The 19,533-nt window shown below is 70.4% G+C and carries 18 protein-coding genes and 1 pseudogene; 11 read left to right on the forward strand and 8 right to left on the reverse strand.

Going from position 1 to position 19,533, the window contains the following annotated elements:
- Window positions 1-4: 4 nt before the first annotated feature.
- Window positions 5-1,105: a DUF58 domain-containing protein gene (locus AC1ZQA_RS12645; RefSeq protein ID WP_482677214.1), complete on the forward strand. Its 1,101-nt coding sequence runs from the start codon at window positions 5-7 to the stop codon at window positions 1,103-1,105.
- Window positions 1,102-3,174, forward strand: coding sequence for a transglutaminase TgpA family protein (locus AC1ZQA_RS12650; RefSeq protein WP_482677215.1), 2,073 nt, complete (start codon window positions 1,102-1,104; stop codon window positions 3,172-3,174). The genes AC1ZQA_RS12645 and AC1ZQA_RS12650 overlap by 4 nt, the downstream gene beginning before the upstream one ends.
- A gap of 67 nt (window positions 3,175-3,241) precedes the next feature.
- Here the strand turns inward: AC1ZQA_RS12650 and rpoH are convergent, their stop codons facing one another.
- The gene (gene rpoH, locus AC1ZQA_RS12655) at window positions 3,242-4,150 is read right to left on the reverse strand and encodes an RNA polymerase sigma factor RpoH (RefSeq protein WP_482677216.1); all 909 of its coding nucleotides are present in this window, start codon (window positions 4,148-4,150) and stop codon (window positions 3,242-3,244) included.
- A gap of 176 nt (window positions 4,151-4,326) precedes the next feature.
- On the opposite strand from rpoH, the gene AC1ZQA_RS12660 reads away from it, so the two are divergent.
- From AC1ZQA_RS12660 to AC1ZQA_RS12680, 5 genes are all read left to right on the forward strand, one after another.
- Window positions 4,327-4,554 (forward strand): SlyX family protein, encoded by a 228-nt coding sequence (locus AC1ZQA_RS12660; protein ID WP_482677217.1) that lies wholly within the window; start codon window positions 4,327-4,329, stop codon window positions 4,552-4,554.
- Between the two features lie 130 nt (window positions 4,555-4,684).
- Entirely contained in the window at window positions 4,685-5,065 is a 381-nt protein-coding gene (locus tag AC1ZQA_RS12665; protein WP_482677218.1) for a hypothetical protein, read from the forward strand.
- Between the two features lie 95 nt (window positions 5,066-5,160).
- Complete coding sequence (locus AC1ZQA_RS12670; protein ID WP_482677219.1) at window positions 5,161-6,603, forward strand: TolC family protein; 1,443 nt, start codon at window positions 5,161-5,163, stop codon at window positions 6,601-6,603.
- A gap of 25 nt (window positions 6,604-6,628) precedes the next feature.
- Window positions 6,629-7,999, forward strand: coding sequence for a multicopper oxidase family protein (locus AC1ZQA_RS12675; protein WP_482677220.1), 1,371 nt, complete (start codon window positions 6,629-6,631; stop codon window positions 7,997-7,999).
- Between the two features lie 26 nt (window positions 8,000-8,025).
- Entirely contained in the window at window positions 8,026-8,406 is a 381-nt protein-coding gene (locus AC1ZQA_RS12680) for a copper-binding protein (protein ID WP_482677221.1), read from the forward strand.
- Here the strand turns inward: AC1ZQA_RS12680 and AC1ZQA_RS12685 are convergent.
- The 6 genes from AC1ZQA_RS12685 to AC1ZQA_RS12710 form a co-directional block, all read right to left on the reverse strand.
- Complete coding sequence (locus AC1ZQA_RS12685) at window positions 8,381-9,856, reverse strand: hypothetical protein (protein ID WP_482677222.1); 1,476 nt, start codon at window positions 9,854-9,856, stop codon at window positions 8,381-8,383. The two genes, AC1ZQA_RS12680 and AC1ZQA_RS12685, sit on opposite strands and share 26 nt — an antisense overlap.
- Window positions 9,853-11,634 carry a tetratricopeptide repeat protein gene (locus AC1ZQA_RS12690; RefSeq protein WP_482677223.1) on the reverse strand — a complete coding sequence of 594 codons (1,782 nt, stop codon included), beginning with the start codon at window positions 11,632-11,634 and terminating at the stop codon, window positions 9,853-9,855. Before AC1ZQA_RS12690 ends, AC1ZQA_RS12685 begins: the two co-directional genes overlap by 4 nt.
- Window positions 11,635-11,785: 151 nt before the next feature.
- On the reverse strand, window positions 11,786-12,811 hold the full coding sequence (locus AC1ZQA_RS12695; protein WP_482677224.1) for a VWA domain-containing protein: 1,026 nt from the start codon (window positions 12,809-12,811) through the stop codon (window positions 11,786-11,788).
- Entirely contained in the window at window positions 12,808-13,290 is a 483-nt protein-coding gene (locus tag AC1ZQA_RS12700) for a hypothetical protein (RefSeq protein ID WP_482677225.1), read from the reverse strand. The genes AC1ZQA_RS12695 and AC1ZQA_RS12700 overlap by 4 nt, the downstream gene beginning before the upstream one ends.
- Before the next feature lie 5 nt (window positions 13,291-13,295).
- A complete protein-coding gene (locus tag AC1ZQA_RS12705; protein WP_482677226.1) occupies window positions 13,296-14,282 on the reverse strand; it encodes a DUF58 domain-containing protein in 987 nt (328 codons plus the stop codon).
- A 22-nt stretch (window positions 14,283-14,304) separates the two neighbouring features.
- On the reverse strand, window positions 14,305-15,282 hold the full coding sequence (locus tag AC1ZQA_RS12710) for an AAA family ATPase (protein ID WP_482677227.1): 978 nt from the start codon (window positions 15,280-15,282) through the stop codon (window positions 14,305-14,307).
- A 297-nt stretch (window positions 15,283-15,579) separates the two neighbouring features.
- Here AC1ZQA_RS12710 and AC1ZQA_RS12715 point away from each other — a divergent pair, with 297 nt between their 5' ends.
- The 3 genes and pseudogenes from AC1ZQA_RS12715 to AC1ZQA_RS12725 all read left to right on the forward strand — a co-directional run bounded on the left by AC1ZQA_RS12715 (window position 15,580) and on the right by AC1ZQA_RS12725 (window position 17,956).
- The gene (locus AC1ZQA_RS12715) at window positions 15,580-15,864 is read left to right on the forward strand and encodes a YbeD family protein (protein ID WP_482677228.1); all 285 of its coding nucleotides are present in this window, start codon (window positions 15,580-15,582) and stop codon (window positions 15,862-15,864) included.
- A gap of 77 nt (window positions 15,865-15,941) precedes the next feature.
- Window positions 15,942-16,615, forward strand: a pseudogene (locus tag AC1ZQA_RS12720) (ArsR/SmtB family transcription factor).
- A 6-nt stretch (window positions 16,616-16,621) separates the two neighbouring features.
- Window positions 16,622-17,956 carry an MFS transporter gene (locus AC1ZQA_RS12725; RefSeq protein WP_482677229.1) on the forward strand — a complete coding sequence of 445 codons (1,335 nt, stop codon included), beginning with the start codon at window positions 16,622-16,624 and terminating at the stop codon, window positions 17,954-17,956.
- Here the strand turns inward: AC1ZQA_RS12725 and AC1ZQA_RS12730 are convergent.
- Window positions 17,928-18,239, reverse strand: a complete 312-nt coding sequence (locus AC1ZQA_RS12730; protein ID WP_482677230.1) for a cupredoxin domain-containing protein — start codon at window positions 18,237-18,239, stop codon at window positions 17,928-17,930. The two genes, AC1ZQA_RS12725 and AC1ZQA_RS12730, sit on opposite strands and share 29 nt — an antisense overlap.
- 82 nt (window positions 18,240-18,321) lie before the next feature.
- On the opposite strand from AC1ZQA_RS12730, the gene chrA reads away from it, so the two are divergent.
- A complete protein-coding gene (chrA, locus tag AC1ZQA_RS12735) occupies window positions 18,322-19,527 on the forward strand; it encodes a chromate efflux transporter (protein WP_482677231.1) in 1,206 nt (401 codons plus the stop codon).
- The last annotated feature ends 6 nt before the right edge of the window (window positions 19,528-19,533 follow it).

Genomic DNA, 19,533 nt, shown 5'->3' on the forward strand with positions numbered 1-19,533 from the left:
TGCCATGTCCACCTCGGCTGATTCCACCCTGCCCCGCCCGGTTGCCGCTGCACCTGCCGACCTCGGCAGCGCGTGGTCACGGCGCTTCGACGCCTGGGCCGCCGCGCGTCACCCCGCCGGTGCCAGCACCCGGCTGACGCACCGCAATGTCTACATCCTGCCCACGCGCATCGGCTGGTTCTTTGGCATGCTGCTGCTGGTGCTTCTGGTGCTGAGCATCAACTACCAGCTCAACCTCGGCTACCTGCTGACCTTCCTGCTCGCGGGCAGCGGCATGATGGCGATGCATGTCACCCACAACAACCTGCGCGGCCTGCGCCTGACCGCCAGACCGCCAGAGGCGTTGTTGCACCAGGGTCAGCGCGCGCGGCTGGGTCTGCTGCTGCAAGGCTGCAGCCGCGACCGCTGGGGGTTGGCGCTACGTCCCGACGGCACGCTGCCTCGCCCGACCGAACCTGCAGGCAAACACGGCAGGCGCGCCAAGGCAGCGGCCCAGCCGCTACCCTGGACCTACACCGACTGCCCGCGCGATCAGCAGACGCTGATCGAGCTGAGCTGGACGCCGGCACAGCGCGGCCTGTTGCCCTGGCCGCTGCTGACCGTCGAGAGCAACTACCCGCTGGGCGTCTGGACCGCCTGGAGCCGCTGGCGGCCGCAGGGCGAGCTGCTGGTGCTGCCTGCGGTCGAACACCCGGCGCCACCGCTGCCGCCTGCTCGCCCCACCCCCGGCAGCGGCCTGCTGCTGGCGCGCGGCGGCAGCGAGACCGACGGCGTGCGCCCCTACCGCCACGGCGATTCGCCACGCCATGTGCTGTGGAAAAAGTTTGCCCGCAGCGATGAACTGGTCAGCCGCGACACCGCGCAGCCGCAAGCGCAGGCCGAACTGTGGCTGGACTTTGCCGCGCTGCCTGCCGCACTCGACACCGAGGCGCGGCTGTCCCGGCTGTGCGCCTGGGTGCTGGCCTCCGACCGCGCCGGACTGCCCTACGGCCTGATGCTGGGCAGCCAGCGCATCGCCCCGGCCACTGGCGCGGCGCACCGCCAGCGCTGCCTGCGGCTGCTGGCGCTGCACCCCGGCCCCCTGCGCGCGGGCAGCCGAACATGAACACGTCGTTCCCACCACACAGCGCGCTGCTGGCCCGTCTGGGCCAGCGCATCGACGCACTGCCGCGCGACGCCCGCGACACCCTGTTCCTGCTCGCGGTCTCGCTGCTGCTGATGCTGCCGCTGTTCCTGCATCTGCCGCTGTGGACCAGCGGCCTGGTCGTGGCGCTGCTCGCGTGGCGCGCGGTGCTGGCCTGGCGCAGCGCACCGCTGCCAAGGCGCTGGGTGCTCGCGGTGATTCTGTTCTTCTGCGCCGCGCTCACCCTGTGGGAGTTTCACACCGTGCTCGGGCGCGACGCCGGGGTCGCCCTGCTGTGCGTGCTGCTGGGCCTGAAGTCGCTGGAAATGCGCTCGCGGCGCGATGCGCATGTGCTGTTCTTTCTCGGCTTTTTCACCATCGCTGCCAATTTTCTGTTCTCGCAGTCGCTCGGCACCGCGCTGGTCATGGTGCTGGCGACCTGGGGGATGCTCGCTGCGCTGGTCAACGCCAACCTGCCTGCCGGGCGCCCGCCACTGCGCCAGCCCTTGCTGACCGCGCTGAAGATGATGGCGCTGGGCACCCCGGCGATGATTGCGCTGTTCATGGTGTTCCCGCGCTTTGCCGCGCCGCTGTGGGCGCTGCCGCAAAGCAGTGCGCAGGCGATCACCGGTCTGTCGGCCAGCATGTCGCCGGGGCAGATCGCGCAACTGGCGCGCGACGACTCGGTGGCCTTCCGCGTGGTGTTCGACGGGCCGCGCCCGCCCGACCGGCTGCTGTACTGGCGCGGCCCGGTGCTCAGCCGCTTTGACGACGGTGTCTGGCTGCCCGACCCGCGCGCGCGCGACCGCGCCACCCTCACCCCGCCCGCCGATCTACACCTCACCGGCCAGCCGGTGCGCTACACCGTCACCCTGCAGCCCACGCAGCAGACTTTCGTCTTCGCCCTCGACGCGCCGCTGGCCGCCCCCAAGATCGACGGCTATCTGGTGCAGTGGCTGCCCGATCTGCAACTGGTCACCGGACGGCCACTCGATCATCTGGCGCGCTACACGGTGGAATCGTCGCCGCAGTTCCGCTATGGCCCCACGCGCATCAACTCTGGCCTGCGCGCCGATCTGGCCCTGCCCGCCGGATTCGATCCGCGCAGCGTCGCGCTGGGCGAGCAACTCGCAGCCCAGGCCCGCGCCGCCGGGCAGGACGGGCGCTTTGTCGCGCAGGCGCTGCTGTCCATGTTCCGCAACCAGCCGTTTCGCTACACCCTCGATCCCGGCACCTACGGCAAGCGCGACGGCGTGGACCAGTTTCTGTTCGACCGCCGCGCGGGGTTTTGCGAGCACTACGCCCAGGCCTTCGTCGTGGTGATGCGCGCAGCCGGCAATCCGGCGCGCATTGTCACCGGCTACCAGGGCGGGCGTTTCAACCCGGTGGACAAGACCTGGGTGGTGCGGCAAAGCGATGCGCACGCCTGGGCCGAATACTGGCTGCCCGGCGCGGGTTGGGTGCGCGCCGACCCGACCGCTGCGGTCGACCCGGCGCGCATCGACCGCAGCGGCGCCACACTGGCCGCACGCGAGCCGCTGCTCGGCATGGCGGCACTCGGCCCGCGCGACGCCGCGTTCGTGCTGCAACTGCGCAACCGCTGGGACGCGCTGAACAATGCCTGGAACCAATGGGTGCTGAACTACGGCAGCAACCGCCAGCAGGATCTGCTGCGCAAGCTCGGCCTGCAGCAGCCCGACATGGCGACCCTGGCCGCGTTGGCGATTGCCGCGCTGCTGGTGGCCACCGCCCTCCTCGGCGCGCTGCTGGCGCTGGAACGCCGCAGAACCGACCCCTGGGTGCAGACCTACGCCCTGCTGCGGCGCAAGCTGGAGCAGGCGGGAATCGACAGCACCGACTCCACCGCGCCGCGCGCCCTTGCCGCATACCTCTCGGCGCAGCACGCCGCGTTGCCGGGCCACGCGGCGCAGGCCGCGATCACGCTGCTGATCCAGCTCGAACGCTGGCGCTATGCACCCGCGCCCGACACGGCGCAGCGCAAGGCCCAATGGGCAGCGCTGCGTCGCGCCGTGCGCCGCTGGCGCGCCTGACTGCCCCGATCACCCACAAAAAAGCCCGTCGACCGACGGGCTTTGCTGGCGGACCACGACCGGGTTCTCAGGCGAACGCGGCCAGCGACTTGCGCATCTTTTTCATCGCCGCCACTTCGATCTGGCGGATGCGCTCGGCGGACACACCGTATTCGGCAGCGAGATCGTGCAGGGTCTTTCCGCCGCTGCCGTCGTCGGCCACCTGCAGCCAGCGCTGTTCCACGATGGCGCGGCTGCGGGCATCGAGCTGTTCGAGCGCACTCTCCAGACCCTCGACCTGCAGACGGTCATGGCTGCGTGCCTCGAGCACGGCCACCGGCTCCTGGCTGCTGTCGGCCAGATAGGCAATCGGCGCGTAATTCTCTTCGCCGTCTTCCACAGTCGGGTCGAGCGCGATGTCGGCACCGCCCATGCGGCTTTCCATCTCGATGACATCTTCGCGCTTGACCTGCAGGGCCTTGGCCATGTCGTCGATCTGCGCGTCGTTCATGCCGGCATTGGCCGTCTTCATCGAGCGCAGGTTGAAAAACAGCTTGCGCTGCGATTTGGTCGTGGCCACCTTCACCAGCCGCCAGTTGCGCAGGATGTATTCGTGGATCTCGGCCTTGATCCAGTGCAGCGCATAGCTCACCAGCCGCACGCCGTGCGACGGATCGAAGCGCTTGACCGCCTTCATCAGGCCGATATTGCCCTCTTGAATGAGGTCGGCATGCGGCAGGCCGTAACCCAGATATTGCCGCGCCGTGGACACCACCAGCCGCAGGTGCGAGAGCACCAGCTTTCCGGCAGCGTCCTTGTCGCCCTGCTCGCGCCAGCTGTGCGCCAGGCGCGACTCTTCCTCGGCGCTGAGCATCGGCAGACGGTTGACCGCGCTGATGTAGGCGTCGAGATTGCCCAGGCTGGGCAGGGTGAGCGGAAACGCGCCATCAACCTGGGCCGGGCGCAGGGCAAGTGCGGCAGACTGAGTGTGGGTCATGGATGGAAATCTCCTGTTCTGTTTCAATATTAGCACTCGGAAGTAGAGAGTGCTAATGCCGGAAAGTTCCGGCTGTCGGGCGGCAACATCGGCTCTCCGCAGGCGCCGAACCGACCGCACCACGGCGGACGGGAATTTGCTCCAATGTCGCCTCTCACCCTCGCCCTTGCACCGCCATGCGTCCTGCGCCAACTGATTCTGAAATCGATGCCCGTCTGATCCGCCTGGAAGAGAAATTCGGCTTTGCGGAAGACCTGCTCGACACACTCAACGGGCTGGTGGCCCGGCAGCAGACCCAGATTGCGCACTTGATGCGCGAGGTGGCCCAGTTGCAGCGCCAGCGCACGGAAGAGCCGTCGTCCAGCCCACCCAGCCTGTTCGACGAACTGCCGCCCCATTATTGATGCAACCCAAAGGCCTGAGCGGATTTTGGACGCGTCCATCACACGGCTCTGCATTTTTCCCCGCACCCCGCAGGGGCTTGCGCGATTCGCCTACAGCCCCTACTCCAGAGCTCCGTTTAAACTCCTTCACATGTCTGCCTTGCTGCGTCCCGTTCTTATCCTGCTGCTGGTGCTGCTGCCCCTGCGCGGCTGGGCGCAGGTCAGCATGGCCGCGGGCGATTGCATTGCCCGCGTGGCGCCGCAGCCCATGCAGCAGCATCTGCACCAAATGGGTGACAGGGGTGACATGGCAACAATGGACATGACGACGATGGCGTGCCATGACCCGTCCGCCGCAGATTGCGGCTCCCACGACCACCAGCACTGCGTGATCTGCCATCTTGCTGTGGGCCAGCCACCGGCACTGAGTCTGCTGATGGCAAGTGTGGCGCAGCACGCCTGCCCGCAGGTGGCCAATACCGCCTGGCACAGCGCCGATCCGCGCACTCTGCAGCGCCCTCCCAGAGCCTGACCCTCGTTTGATTCCCGGTTGCAGCGCGGGCCGCAAGCCCGGCGCTGCGCATCGTGTTGCCGCGCGCTGTCGCGGCTCGAATGAGGAGTCCTTTCATGTGGAACCCACCCAGACCGCAGGTGCTCCTGCGAACACGGCGGCTCGCCCCTCTGGCTGCAGCGGTCTTTCTGGCGGCATGCGCGCCGCTGCAGACCCGGCAGTCGCTGCAGGCGGCCAATGCCCTGACCCAACCCCAGACCGGGGCGCCGCTGCAACTGCAGCGCGATCAAGCCCAGCGCCAGCAGGCCCAGACGCAGATCGACGCGCTGCTGCGCCAGCCGCTCGCCGCCGACGACGCCGTGCGCATTGCCGTGCTCGGCAGCCCGGCGCTGCAGGCATTGCTCGCGCAGGCGCAGGTCGATTCCGCCGCGTCCACCCAGGGCGCGCGGCTGACCAACCCCTTGTTCAGCTTCGAGCGTCTGCTCATCGGCGGGGGCGGGGTGGAGATCACCCGCAGCCTGAGCATCGCCCTGCTCGACCTCCTCACCCAGCCCACCCGTGCGCGCATCGACACGGCGCGGCAGGAGCAGCTGCGCCTGCGTCTGGCCAGCGAGGTTCTGCGCCTTGCCGCGCAGGCGCGCATGGCCTGGGTGCGGGCCGTCGCCGCGCAACAGATTGCGGCCTATGACCGCGACGTGGTCGGCGCCGCACAGGCCACCGCGACGCTGGCTGCCCGCATGCAGCAGGCCGGCAACTTCACCAGGCTCGACGCCGCACAGCAAGGCCTGTTCGCCGCCGACAGCCAGCTCAGCCTGAACCGCGCCGAACTGGCCGCAACGCAAACGCGCGAAGCCCTGGTGCGGGCGCTGGGGCTGTCGCCCGAACAGGCCACACACCTCGTGCTGCCCACGCAACTGCCCAAGCCGCCGGCAGAACTGCCTGCACCCACGGCCGGGCCGCTGCAGGCCGCGCTCCACGCCCGGCTGGACGTGCAGCTCGCCCGTGCCGAGTTCGACGCGCAGGCGCAGGCCGCAGCACTGGTGCGCAACACCAGCCTGATCGACCATGTGGAGGTGGGCGGCGTGCGCAAAACCTACAGCGACGCTCCCGCGCAAAACGGCTTCGACCTCAGCCTGCCGCTGCCGGTATTCGACCCGGGCGATGCCCGCCGCAGCGCTGCGGCCGACGCGGTGCTGGCCGCGCGCAACCGCGCGCTCGCCACGGCACAAGACGCCGCCTCGCAACTGCGCGAAGCCGACGCCCTGCGCCGCAGCGCCTGGCAGCAACAGCGCATCACGCAGGACAACATCGTGCCGCTGGCGCAGACCGTGCTGGACGAAAGCCAGCTTCGCTACAACGGCATGCTGATCGGCACCTTCCAACTCGTTGCCGCAGCGCAGACACAGGTGCAGGCGGTGCGCGCGGCGATCGCCGCGCAGCGCGACTACTGGCTCGCCGACGCCGTCTGGCAGGCCGCGCGGCTCGGCGTCGATCTTGGCGCAGCAGCCGCGCCCGACGCCGCAACCGCCAGTGCCGCCCCCACCGCCGCAGGCCATTGAAGCCCACCCCTCAAAGGACTCTCGCATGAACACCCGACGTCATTTCCTCGGCACCGCCGCGGCGCTGCTCGCCGCAGGCGCGGCCAGCCGCAACGCGCTTTCCGCCGCACCCGAGCCGCACGGCCACGCAAGCGCCGACACCGCCGCGCCGCTGCACCCATCCGCGGGCCGACCCTACAACCCGGTCGTCACCTTGAACGGCTGGAGTCTGCCGTTTCGCATGAAGGACGGGGTCAAGGAATTCCATCTCGTCGCCGAACCCGTGGTGCGCGAAATCGCACCCGGCATGACCGCGCGGCTGTGGGGGTACAACGGTTCCAGCCCCGGCCCGACCCTCGAGGCGGTCGAGGGCGACCGCGTGCGGCTGTTCATCACCAACAAGCTGCCCGAGCACACCACCATCCACTGGCACGGGCTGATTCTGCCCTGCGGCATGGACGGCGTCGGTGGGCTGACACAGCCGCAGATCGCGCCCGGGCAGACCTTCGTTTACGAATTCGTGCTGCGCAAAAGCGGCACCTTCATGTACCACCCGCATGCCGACGACATGGTGCAGATGGCGATGGGCGCAATGGGCCTGTTCATCGTCCACCCGAAAAACCCGCGCCAGCACGCGGTCGACCGCGACTACGCGTTTCTGATCAACGCCTACGACATCGACCCCGGCAGCAGCGTGCCGCGGGTCAACACCATGCTGGACTTCAACCTCTGGACCTGGAACAGCCGGGCGTTTCCCGGCATCGCGCCGCTGGTGGCGCGCACCGGCGAGCGGGTGCGCATCCGCATGGGCAACCTCACCATGACCAACCATCCGATCCACCTGCACGGCCATGTGTTCGAAGTCGCTGGCACCGACGGCGGCTGGGTGCCGCGGGCCGCGCGCTGGCCCGAGGTGACCGTGGACGTAGCAGTCGGGCAGATGCGCGCGATCGAGTTCGTCGCCGACAACCCGGGCGACTGGGCGTTCCACTGCCACAAATCGCACCACACCATGAACGCGATGGGGCACAACGTGCCGACGATGATCGGCGTGCCGCAAGACGACCTCACCCCGGCGCTGCAAAAGCTGCTGCCCGACTACATGGCCATGGGCAGCAAGGGCATGGCCGAGATGGGCGACATGGAGATGCCGCTACCCGACAACACCCTGCCGATGATGACCGGGCGCGGCCCGTACGGCGCGATCGAGATGGGCGGCATGTTCAGCGTGCTCAAGGTGCGCGACAACCTCGCGCCCGGCGATTACCGCGACCCCGGCTGGTACCGCATGCCACCGGGCACACAGGCGCATGAGGTCAGCACCGGGCTGCCGCCGGTGGTCACCGACCCCGGCGAACCCCAGCCGACCGCAGCCACCGTGGACGTGCGCAAGCCCGGCCACGACCATCAGCATTGATTTTCCGTCAACCCAAGGAGAACCCGATGAACCGCACGATGCAAACCCTCGCCATCCTCGCCTGCGCCGCCGCGCTCGCCGCCCCCGCGCTTGCCGCCGAAAGCCATGCCGACCACGACCATTCCACCTCGCAGGGCATGGCGCAGCACATGCAGATGATGCAGCGCGAAGCTGCCGGCACGGACGGCGCGCATCAGGCCGAGGGGCTGGTGCGCAAAATCGACCTGGCGCAGGGCAAGATCACCCTGCGCCACGGCGCCATCGCCGACATGCCCGCGATGACCATGGTCTACCGCGTCAAGGACAAGGCCCTGCTCGACGGCTTGAAGGTGGGCGACACGGTGCTGTTCAGCGCGCAGAAAATCGACGGCGCCGACACGGTCACCGCCATGTCCCGCAAGCCGTAAAGCGGCGGCGCAGGCGGCGCGCGAGTCGGCTCGCAGACGGCGCATCGGCCGCCTGCGCCGCAGGCGGCGCGGCGTACAGCCGGGTCTGCAGCGCGGTCGCCACAGCGCGCAACTCGGCATCGTCCTGCGCTGCCGCGGCGTGCAGCCAGGCGGCGAGCGTCGGCGCCGGATGCGGCAGTGCGCCAGGCGGCAGCGTCAGCCACGCGCGGCGCAGCGCGTCGGCGCCGTCGGCCTCGGCCAGGCGCAGCAAGGCGCGGTGCAGCCGCGCGCGACCGCGCAGGCAGCACACGGCCCAGCGCAGCGCCGCGAGCGCGCCGACCAGCGCGAGCACGCCGCCGACCGCGAGCAGCACGCGCAGCGGGCGCGGATCACGCACCGCAACCGGCGGCAGCGCATGCCACACCACTGCGGGCAGCGCGCTGCGCGGGTCGAAATAGTCCAGCCGCAGCGCAGGCGGGGCCAAGCGCCCGCCCCGCGTCGGCTGGAAAAACACGCTGACCTCCCATGCCGCATCGCCTGCATCTGGCGCATCGCCCTCGGCACCGCGGCGCAGTTGCAGATCGACGATCCGCAGTCCGCTGCCGACCTGCGCCTGCCATGCCTGCATCACGCGCAGCACCTGCGCGCGGTCCAGCCCGGCAGCCGCGATGCGCAGCCGCCACACCCCGGTCTGCCCGAGTTGCAGCGCGCGGCTGGCCTGCAGGGTCTGCACCTGCGGCTTGCCGACCAGACCGTCGGCGGGCCACCAGAGCGGCAGCGCCGCGACGGTGAAGCGCAACGGCGGCGGCGCGTAAACGCGCAGCTGGCCGAAGGCGTGCGCGCGCACCAGGCCGAAGTCCACCGTGACCGGCCCGGACTGCAACGGCAGCAGGTTCCAGGCGAACACCTGCACCAGTTGCCGCTGGCCGTCCACCGTCTCGCTGCGGGTGTCGCTGGCGAGCGGGGTGAGCACCGCCTGCGCGCTGCGCGCCTGCGGCGTGTCCCACACCAGATTGCCGCCGCCGGCCACCTGCAGCTCGACGCGCACCGCCTGCAGCCGCACCGGCTGCGCCGGGTCGATGCGGGTGCGCCATTGCAGCGGCGCCTCGCCCGGCGCGGCGTCAGCCACACGCACGGTCTGCGCCGCGCAGGCGAGGCTGCCCACCTGCACCGCAGGAAGCGGCAGCACCCCGGCACGCAGCGGGTAGAGGGTCAGGGCGGACGACTGCGTGCTGTGCCCCGCACCATCGCTGCCGCTCTCGCCCTGCTGGCCCTGCAGCAGCCAGTCCGGGGCGAACTGCGCCGGGGTGAACACGGGAAGCGGCTGCTTCAGGTCACGCGCGGTGACGGTCCAGGTGAGCGGCTGCCCGAGCACAGCGGGTTGCGGGCCGACGGTGCACTGCAGGCTTTGCGCCGAGGCTGCTGCGGCGCACAGCATCAGCACGGCAGCCAAGACCAGGCGCCCCTTCATCGCCGCACACCTGTCGCTGAGGCCGCATCGCGCGCGGCGCGGGTGTCGATGTCGGCGCGCTGCTGCCACAGCGCCTGCGTGGCGTCCTGCAGCAGTTGCATGCGCTTGTCTGCCGCGGCCCAGTCGAGCACGGGCGGCTGCCACGCAGCGGCGGCCTGCAGCGGCGCCTGCGCGGTCTGCGCCAGCCCCCCGCGTGCCGCCAGCGGCGTGCCGGCCTGCAGCGGGGCGGAGGCCTGCGGCGGCGGCTTGTGCCGCAGTTGCGACGGCGTATCCGAGGTCTGCTGCCCGAAACGCGAATGGTGGATTGCAGGCGCCCGCTTGGCGATGCCCACCAGCGCCGCTTCCGGGTGGTCGATCTCATATTGCCGCCGCGCCAGCCGGGCGTTGCGCAGCGCGTTGGCGTCGTCCGGGCGGATGCGCAGCGCGGCGTCATACGCCTGCACCGCCTCCAGCATCTTGCCCGGCAGGTGCATCAGCGCATTGCCCAGGTTGTAGAACGCGGCAAAGCGCTGTGCCGGGGTGTCGGCGCGCAGCAGCGCGCGGTGGAAGGCCTGCGCGGCCTGCTGGAACTGCCCGCGGCGATACGCGGCGTCGCCCTCGCCGATGCGCGCGTCGAAACCTGGCAGCGCCGCGTAGACCGCCTGCGCGCGGGCCATGTCTCCGGCCTGCCACGCGGCCCAAGCCTGCTGCGGCGTGGCGTCTTCCGCATGTGCGGGCTGTGGCAGCTGCAGCGCGGCGAGCAGCGCCAGCGCCAGCAGCGCCGCATCCTTTGCGCGCGGCTGGCGGCGCGGCCTTGCTCGCCATAGCATCAGCACCAGCGCCGGGGCGAGAAAGAGCATGAACAGCTCGCGCCACTGCGTGTGCTGCGCGCTGCCTTGCCCGGCAACCGGGATGCGGGCGATGCCCTGGTCGTACAGCCGCGTCCACACCCCGTCGGTTTGTCCTGTCTGTGCTGCGGCCATCGCCCCGCCGCTTGCCGCAGCCAGAGTGCGCAGCGCCTGCGCCTGCGCACTGTCTAGCCCGGGCAGGGCGAGCACGAAAACCGGCAGGTGCGCGGCGCGCAGCGTCTTGCCCAACGCCTGCGCGTCCAGGTCGCTCGGGAGCACCGCGTCGCCTGCGGCGAGCAACAGCAGCGCACCCGGCTCGCCTTCGGCCTGCTGCGCCAGGCGCTGCCGCGCCAGCGCGATCACCTGGTCCAGCGACCCGCCTGGACCGTCTGCGCTGAACAGCGCGGGCTGCGCCAATGCGGCGAAATGCCGGAAGATCGCCGCATCGCGGGTCGGCGGCAGCAGCTGCGCCGCCTGCAGCGGCGCACCCGGACGTGGCGCACCGTAGGCGATCAGCCCGAGGCGCTCGCCCTGCAGCCGCGGCCACAGCGCAGCCAGCAGCAGGCGGCTTTGCTCGAGCGCGCTGATCGCGGCATCGGTCTGCTGCGCCGCCTGCGCGCCGGCGTCGAGCAGCACCATCACCGCGACCCGGTGCCCGCTCGTCGCGCCCGCAGCATCGGTGAACTCCGCCTGCCGCGGCCCGGCTGCGGCGCAGGCCAGCAGCAGCCACAGCAGCGCATCGAACACCAGCGCGCGGCGGGTGGTCGCGGTCGGGGTCAGCCGCGTGGCGTAGGGCAGCAGCTCGGCGTCGGCATACGCGAGCGCCAGCGCGCGCTGGCGCCGCGCCTGCCGCAGCCGCCACAGTGCGAGCAGCAGCGGCACCAGCAGCAGCGCGAATGCCCAGGGCCGCGCCCAGTTCCACGGCTGCGACCACAACGTCCACGCGTTCATCGGACAACCCTCCGCGCTGCGCGCGCCCCCACCTCGCGGCTAGCAAGCCGCTCGGATTCGGCTGGCGCGCGAACCCGCGCAGGCGTGTTGGCTGGTCCAACCGCATCCCCGAGGGAGTCGAGCGCTCCTCCGGATCGGCCGTGCGGAGCACTCATGTCTTGCCCTTTCGTCGTCCGGCCGCCGCATCGAGCGCTTCGGCCAGCAGCCACAGCGCCGCGCCGAGCAGCAGCGGCCAGAGATAGAGCGGCTGCGCCGCGCGGCGGGTCGGCGGCGGATGCAGTCGAGGGTTGAGCGCGCCGATGTCGCGCACCGCGGCTTGCTGCGCGCCGGCGCTTGCGGCAAAGTAGAACCTGCCGCCGGTGGCCTGCGCGATCAGCCGCATGTCGGGCTGCGGCCCGGCGTAGGCGGGCACGGTGTAGGGCTGGCCAGGGTCGGGGGTGTGGCCGACCTCGACGCAGTAAATCCTCACCCCGAGATGCCACGCCAGCGCCACCGCGTCTGCCGGGCTGATGCTGCCGACATTGCTGTCGCCGCCGTCGGAATACAGGATGACGATGGGGTGCAGGCCGCGGCGCGGCCGCACCTGCCGCAGCGCCAGCGCGATCGCATCGCCCAGCGCGGTGTTCTGCCCGAGTTGGCCCACGCTCAGCAGCCCCGCCATCTGCCCGGCCAGACGCGCGTCGAAGGTCGGCGGCAGCAGCGTGGCGGCATGGCTGCCGAAGGCGATCAGCGCAAAGCGGTCGCCGCGGCGCGCCTGGGCGAAATCGGCAAACACCCGCTGCGCCACCGCCAGGCGGCTGGCGGGTTTGCCGTCCCACTGCAGATCGTGCAGGCTCATGGTCAGCGAGGTGTCGAGCAGCACGACGATGTCGCGGCCCTCGGGTGCGGCAGCGATCCACGCGCCCAGACGCTGCGGCTGCGCCAGCGCGACGATGCACGCGGCCACTGCGGCTGCGCGCAGCAGCGCGGGCAAGCGCGGCGCGCGGCGCGGCAGCGGCGCCTGCAGCAGGCCGTGCAGGTCGGGATGCAGCAGTTCCACACCGTGTGTGGTCTGCGCCTTGCCGCCGCGCCAGGCCGCGCGCAGCGGCAACAGCGCCAGCGGTAGCGCGAACAGGGCCAGCGGCTGCGCCCAGTGCAGCGCAGCGACGAATTGGGTGAATGCGGCAAACGGGTTCATGCCGGCTCCCGTGCAACGGCTGCCGGTTCAGCAGCCGCATGCAGCGCAGCGATGAACGCGGACTGCGCCCGCCCGGGCCGCCACCCGGCCATGCGGATGGCCTGCTCGCTCGCCGCGGCGATGTCGGCGGCCACCTGCTGCAGCGCCTGCGCGCTGGGCTGCAGGGCAAAGCGCAGCGCATTCAGCGTCTGCCGCAATGCGGGCGGCCAGCTCGCCTCGGGCAACTGTGTGCGCAGCGCTGCGGCCAGCCGCAACGCGGCCTGCGATGGATCGGTCTGCGGCAGCACGGCCTGCCGCGCCGCGGTGCGCAACGCGCGCCAGCCGCGGCTGCGACGCAGCCACTGCAGCGCCCAGAGCACGACGAGGGCTGCGACCAGCACGACCAGCCACACCACGGGCTGCTGCCACCACGCTGCAGGCGGCGGCGCGGGCGGCGCAGCAGGCGGGATGATGTCGGCCAGCGCGGCGATGCGGTCCATACCGGTCAGCGGCCTCGCAACGCGCGCAGTACCTCGGCGTCGCCGTGCGCCACGCCCGAGTCGATGCAGGTCAGGCCGCGCGAACGCCAGCGGGACAGCAGCGCGGCGCGGTGCTGCGTTGCCTGCGCAGCAAAGGCTGCGCGCGCAGGGGCTGCATCCGGCAGCACGCCGCCTTGCCGCTGCGCCAGATCGACGAAGCGCGCTCCATCGATGGCCGCAACGCTCGGCAGCGCCAGCTCCACCGGGTCCTGCACCAGCAACATCACCACCTCGGCGCGGCTGCGCAGCGCCCACAGCGCGGCGTCGATTTCCGGCGTGTCCCAGAGCGCGCCGTCGGTGACGCACACCACGCGCGACCCCTCGGGCAAGGCCCGCCGCAGGCGCTGCGCCCAGACGGCGAGCGCTGCGGCAGACTCCTGCACCGCTTCGCCCTCTTGCGCGGCGGGCGGCGCGACGGCCTCCTGCTCCAGCATGCGCGCGAGCCGCCGCACCGCGCTCAACCCGCGCCCCAGATCGACGGTCTGCACAGGCGAGCGCCACAGGGTGATCGCCATCGTCCCGGCGGCGCCTTCGGCGGCGAGCGCGTGCACGGCTCCGGCCAGCAGCGTCATGCGCGCGGCCTGCTCGGCCTTGGTGCGCAACCGGGTGCCAAAGCCCATGTGCGCGCTCAGGTCGAGCAGCGCATGCCAGGCGGGAGCGTGCTCCTCGTGGTGCAGCTTGACGAAGGGCCTGCCGGTGCGCGCGAGCAGCCGCCAGTGCAGATCGCGCAGATCGTCTCCAGGCTGATACGCGCGGCTTTCCAGATAGTCCAGCCCGCGGCCGCGCCAGACCGCGGCAGCATCTCCCGCGGCGCGCTGGCCAACGAGCTGCACAGGCTGAGCGCCACGCAGGCCGCGCGCCAGCGCGATCAACGCAGTAGCGTCTTCGGCACGCAGCAGAGGCCGCGCGGCGGGCCGCGTTGCGGCGGGTTGATGCAACAGGTCGGACAGCACGGCGGATGAATCGGCGTCAGGTTCAGGGCCAGACGGTTGCCGCCAGCAGCTCGGCGATCAGCGCGTCGCTGCTGACGTCCTTCAGCCCGGCGTCGAGCGACAGCACGATGCGGTGCCGAAGCACATCGGGCGCCAGCGCGATCAGGTCGTCGGGCAGCACGAAGTCGCGTCCGCGTAAGTAGGCCAGCGCCCGCGCGACATGCGCCAGCGCCAGCACGGCGCGCGGCGACGCTCCGGCGGCCACGGTGCCGGCCAGCCGCGGCACACGCTGCTGCGGCGCCCGGGTGGCACGCACCAGATCGACGATGGCCCGCTGCAGACTCTCGGCCACATGCACCTGCAGCACCTCCTGCCGCGCGGCCAGCACCGCACCCGCATCGATCGCCTGTGCAGACGGCGGCTGTCCGATGGCACGCGCCGGGTCGCTGGCCTGCAGATGCATCTGCAGGATGCGCAGTTCCTCGTCCGCCGCCGGATAGTCCAGCCGTACATGGAGCAGAAAGCGATCGAGCTGCGCCTCGGGCAGGGCGTAGGTGCCGGCTTGTTCCAGCGGGTTTTGCGTGGCCAGCACCAGAAACAGCGGCGGCAGCGCATGCGTCACCCCGCCGACGGTGATCTGGCGCTCCTGCATGGCTTCGAGCAGCGCGGACTGCACTTTGGCCGGGGCGCGGTTGATCTCGTCGGCCAGCACGATGTCGTGAAACAGCGGGCCGCGCACGAAGCGCACGCTGCCATCGGCCGGGTTGAACACCTCGGTGCCGGTGAGGTCGCCGGGCAGCAGATCGGGGGTGAACTGCACCCGCTGGAAACTGGCATGCACCCGGCTGGCCAGCGCCTTGACCGCCGTGGTCTTGGCCAGACCGGGCAGCCCTTCGAGCAGCAGATGCCCGCCGGTGAGCAGCCCGATGACCAGCCGGTCGAGCAGCGCGGTCTGGCCGACGATGTCGGCGCCGAGCTGCGTGCGCAGCGCGGCCATTTCATTCTGATGGGGAAAAGGCATGATGGGCAGGGAGGGCTGTGGCGCACAGCACGAAATGTGCGCATTCGAATGCACTGATGGCAACACTGAATAAGTCCTTGTGATGATGCGCGCCGGGCGGCGGGATGGGATGCAAGGCGCACACCACAGCCATAGCCCAAGCTATGGCGAGGATGTGCAACGTCGCAGACCGCCCGCAGGCCGGATGCGCAGGCGCAAGAGACTTGTTCAGTGTTGCCTTATGTTAGGGATGCAGTCTTGCTCGCCCCAGAGGATGAACCCGGATAATTGCACAAGACCTGCCCCTGACAGCACGCCATGAACTCCCTGCCCCCCATCCCGCCAGAGCAAAGTCTGATCGACTACCCGAGCAACTTTCCCATCAAGATCATGGGCGCCAATGTCGACGGCTTTGCCAACGCCATCGCCGAGGTCGTGCTGCAGCACGCGCCCGACTTCGACCCCGCCAGCATGGAACTGCGCCCCTCCAGCGGGCGCAACTACCTGAGCTGCACCTGCACCATCCGCGCCACCAGCCGCGCCCAGCTCGACGCGCTGTACCTCGCGCTGACTTCGCATCCGCTGGTCAAGGTGGTGCTTTGAGTCGCCACTGAACCGCGCACCTGCCGTTCGGGAAAACTCCCGTGCCAAATGTTCTAATGATCGTTAGAGTATTGTGCATGAACCCACGCGAACTCAAGAATCATCTCTACGAGCAGGTCGCCCGCATCGGGCGGGCTGTGTCCAGCCCCAAGCGTCTGGAGTTGCTGGAAATCCTGGCGCAGGCAGAAAAGTCGGTTGACGTGCTGGCACGCGAGGCTGCCATCGACATCAAGCTGGCCAGCGCGCATCTGCGCGTGCTCAAGGGGGCGCATCTGGTGCAGGTCCGGCAGGACGGCAAGAGCCGCATCTACCGCGTCAGCGGCGCCGATGTGGCGGCGCTGTGGGTGGCGCTGCGCAGCGTGGCCGAAGCGCATGTGGCCGATCTGCAGGTGGTGATGCAGCGGCTGTTCTCCGGCCCCGAGCGCCTCACCCTGGAGAGCACAGCCAGAGCCTGCTCGACAAGGTGCGCAGCGGCGAAGCGGTGCTGATCGACGTGCGCCCCGAGGCCGAGTACCGCGCCGCGCATCTGCCCGAGGCGCGCTCGCTTCCCTTGCCGGATCTGGAAGCCCGACTGCGCGAGCTGCCGCGTGACAAGGACATCGTCGCCTATTGCCGCGGGCCGTTTTGCGTGATGTCCGACGCGGCGGTCAAGCTGCTGCTGCAGCGCGGCTTTCGCGCCCGCAAGATCGCCGAGGGCGTGCCCGAGTGGCAGGCGGCCGGGCTGCCGCTGCAGCATGGCGCTGCGCGCTGACGCCCCATGCGCGCTGCATCTCCCTCTGCTGCGCCGCCAGCGCATCTGCAAGGCATCCGCCTCAATCTGCACCAGTTCATCTGGCAGGCGGTGCAGGTGGGTTTCGTCGGCCTGATGATCGGCATGGAGCGCAATGTGCTGCCGGTGGTGGCGCAGCAGGATTTCGGCGTGCCCAAGTCCTCGTTTCTCTACCTGATGAGCTTTGTCATCTCCTTCGGGCTGGTCAAGGGCCTGCTCAATTTTGTCGCCGGACGGCTGTCCGAGCGCATCGGGCGCAAGCCGGTGCTGGTCATGGGCTGGCTGGCGGCCATCCCCATTCCGCTGCTCGTTTTCTTCGCGCCGAACTGGTGGTGGGTGGTCGCAGCGAATGTGTTTCTCGGCATCCACCAGGGATTTGCCTGGAGCATGACCGTGACCAGCAAGGTGGACATCACGCGGCCCGAGCAGCGGGGTCTGGCCACCGGCATCAACGAGTTCGCAGGCTACGCCGCAGTGGGCACCGCAGGCATCGTCACGGGTTATCTGGCGCAGCTCATCGGGCCGCGGCCGGCCCTGCTCGGTTTTGCCCTGCTGGTGATTGCCGCAGGGCTGGGCACGGCGCTGGTGTTCGTGCGCGAAACACTTCCCTGGGCGCGCGCCGAGAGCAAGCGGCACGCTGACGGCAAGCATCAGGGCTTCAAACCAAGGTTTGCCGAAGGTTTGTCCTCCCATCCCACCGCGATGCAGGTCTTCGCCTTCGTCTCGTTCCGTCACCGCACCTTCTCCGCGCTCTGCCAGGCCGGGGTGGCGAACAAGGTGGCCGACACCCTGCTGTGGGTGCTGTGGCCGCTGTACCTGCACGGCCACGGCTTGAGCGTGGTCGGCATCGGCTGGATCACCGGGGTCTATGGCCTGGTGTGGGGCGCCTCGCAACTGTGGACCGGGCCGCTTTCAGACCGCATCGGCCGCAAGCCCACCATCGTCGCCGGGCTGTGGCTGCTCGCAGCAGGCGTGGGCGCGGTCACGCTGGTGACGGGCTGGGTCGCTTGGATCCTCGCCGCCGTGGTCATGGGCGTGGGCATGGCCCTGCTCTATCCCAACTTGATTGCCGCGGTGGCCGATATCGCGCACCCGGACTGGCGCAGCTCCGCGCTGGGTGCCTACCGCTACTGGCGCGACACCGGCTACGCCCTGGGCGCTCTGGTGCTGGGCGCCATCGCCCAGGGCGCTGGGCTGATCGCCCCGGCGTTCTGGTTCACCGCCGCGCTGCTGCTGGCGTCAGGCCTGTGGGTGCTGCTGCGGGCGCAGGAAACCCATCCCCGCGTGCCGATGCTCACTTCACCGTCACCGTCCCGGTCATGAAGGTGTGCACCGCGCAGTGGTAGGGGTAGCTGCCGGCCTCGTCGAACGTGTGGCTGTACGACTGACCCGGCTGCAACAGCCCCGAGTCCCACAGTTTGGTGTCGCTGGTCGTGGTGTGGGCAAAACTGTCGTCGTTGGTCCAGGTCACGGTGGTTCCGGGGGCAACCGTCACCGCACTCGGGTGGAAGTCCATGCCCTGGATGCGCACCTGCACCGTCGCCCCCAATGCGAGGACGGGCAGGGTCAGCAGGGGCAGGATCGCAAGACGGGTGTGCAGGCGCATGATCGTTCTCCGGTATGGCATCTTGCGTTCATAGAATCCGCCGCAACCAACACACACCTCGATAACCCTGATCCGCCCGCCGATGCGCTCCTCCCTCAGCACGCAACGCATCCAAGCCAGCGGGCCGATTTTTCTCGCCTTTTTGCGCCTGGGACTCACGGCGTTCGGCGGGCCGATCGCGCATCTGGAATTCTTCCGCCGCGAGTTCGTCGAGCGCCGCGGCTGGCTCTCGGCGCAGGCGTATGGCGATCTGGTCGCGCTGTGCCAGTTCCTGCCCGGTCCGGCGAGTTCGCAGGTCGGCATCGGCCTGGGTCTGATGCGCGGCGGGATGCGCGGCGCGGTCGCGGCCTGGCTGGGTTTCACCCTGCCTTCGGCGCTGGCGATGACCGCGTTTGCGCTGCTGCTCGGGCACACCGCCTCGCTGGCGAACGGCACCTGGCTGCACGGGCTCAAGCTGGTCGCCGTTGCGATGGTGGCGCAGGCGCTGTGGGGCATGGGCAAGAGCCTGTGCCCGGATCGTGAACGCGCCAGCCTCGCGGTGGCCGCGGCGGTGCTGGCCGCGATGGCGCCGGGTGTCGGCGGCCAGCTCGCGGTGATTGCGCTCGGCGCCGCAGTCGGACGCTGGCTGCTGCGCGCTCCGGCGTTCGCAGTGCCTGCGCCGCTGCAGGTGCCGCTGCGCCACCGCAGCGGGGTGGCGCTGCTTGCGGCGTTCGGCGCGCTGCTGCTCGGTCTGCCGCTGCTCGCATCCACGCTGCACCAACCGCTGCTCGCGTTGTTTGCCGGGATGTACCAGTCCGGCGCGCTGGTGTTCGGCGGCGGGCATGTGGTGCTGCCGCTGCTGCAGGCGCAGATCGTGCCGCAAGGCATGGACAACGCGACCTTTGTCGCGGGCTATGGCGCGGCGCAGGCGGTGCCCGGGCCGCTGTTCACCTTTGCCGCCTTTCTCGGGGCGGCGGCGCACCTCGGGCCGGGCGGCTGGATGGGGGCCGGTGTGGCGCTGGTCGGCATTTTTCTTCCGGGTTTTCTGCTGGTGACCGGTGCGCTGCCGCTGTGGGCCAGCCTGCGCCACCATCCGGCGCTGCGCAGCGCGATGCTGGGCATCAACGCCGCGGTCGTCGGCCTGCTGCTTGCCGCGTTCTACGACCCGGTCTGGACCGCAGCGATCCACACCCCGCGCGACTTTGCAATGGCGCTGGCCGCGCTGTTGCTGCTGCAGGTGTGGAGGGTGCCGCCGTGGGCCGTGGTGATCGGCGGTGCGGTGCTCACCGCCGTGCTCGGCTGGGGGTGACTGGCG

This window comes from Thiomonas sp. DCM-2 (assembly GCF_056820905.1).

Excerpts from the sequence above, each read along its gene's own strand:
- AC1ZQA_RS12645 (WP_482677214.1), top strand. The coding sequence starts at position 5 with ATGTCCACCTCGGCTGATTCCACCCTGCCCCGCCCGGTTGCCGCTGCA.
- AC1ZQA_RS12650 (WP_482677215.1), top strand. The coding sequence starts at position 1,102 with ATGAACACGTCGTTCCCACCACACAGCGCGCTGCTGGCCCGTCTGGGC.
- rpoH (WP_482677216.1), bottom strand. The coding sequence starts at position 4,150 with ATGACCCACACTCAGTCTGCCGCACTTGCCCTGCGCCCGGCCCAGGTT.
- AC1ZQA_RS12660 (WP_482677217.1), top strand. The coding sequence starts at position 4,327 with ATGCGTCCTGCGCCAACTGATTCTGAAATCGATGCCCGTCTGATCCGC.
- AC1ZQA_RS12665 (WP_482677218.1), top strand. The coding sequence starts at position 4,685 with ATGTCTGCCTTGCTGCGTCCCGTTCTTATCCTGCTGCTGGTGCTGCTG.
- AC1ZQA_RS12670 (WP_482677219.1), top strand. The coding sequence starts at position 5,161 with ATGTGGAACCCACCCAGACCGCAGGTGCTCCTGCGAACACGGCGGCTC.
- AC1ZQA_RS12675 (WP_482677220.1), top strand. The coding sequence starts at position 6,629 with ATGAACACCCGACGTCATTTCCTCGGCACCGCCGCGGCGCTGCTCGCC.
- AC1ZQA_RS12680 (WP_482677221.1), top strand. The coding sequence starts at position 8,026 with ATGAACCGCACGATGCAAACCCTCGCCATCCTCGCCTGCGCCGCCGCG.
- AC1ZQA_RS12685 (WP_482677222.1), bottom strand. The coding sequence starts at position 9,856 with ATGAAGGGGCGCCTGGTCTTGGCTGCCGTGCTGATGCTGTGCGCCGCA.
- AC1ZQA_RS12690 (WP_482677223.1), bottom strand. The coding sequence starts at position 11,634 with ATGAACGCGTGGACGTTGTGGTCGCAGCCGTGGAACTGGGCGCGGCCC.
- AC1ZQA_RS12695 (WP_482677224.1), bottom strand. The coding sequence starts at position 12,811 with ATGAACCCGTTTGCCGCATTCACCCAATTCGTCGCTGCGCTGCACTGG.
- AC1ZQA_RS12700 (WP_482677225.1), bottom strand. The coding sequence starts at position 13,290 with ATGGACCGCATCGCCGCGCTGGCCGACATCATCCCGCCTGCTGCGCCG.
- AC1ZQA_RS12710 (WP_482677227.1), bottom strand. The coding sequence starts at position 15,282 with ATGCCTTTTCCCCATCAGAATGAAATGGCCGCGCTGCGCACGCAGCTC.
- AC1ZQA_RS12715 (WP_482677228.1), top strand. The coding sequence starts at position 15,580 with ATGAACTCCCTGCCCCCCATCCCGCCAGAGCAAAGTCTGATCGACTAC.
- AC1ZQA_RS12725 (WP_482677229.1), top strand. The coding sequence starts at position 16,622 with ATGCGCGCTGCATCTCCCTCTGCTGCGCCGCCAGCGCATCTGCAAGGC.
- AC1ZQA_RS12730 (WP_482677230.1), bottom strand. The coding sequence starts at position 18,239 with ATGCGCCTGCACACCCGTCTTGCGATCCTGCCCCTGCTGACCCTGCCC.
- chrA (WP_482677231.1), top strand. The coding sequence starts at position 18,322 with ATGCGCTCCTCCCTCAGCACGCAACGCATCCAAGCCAGCGGGCCGATT.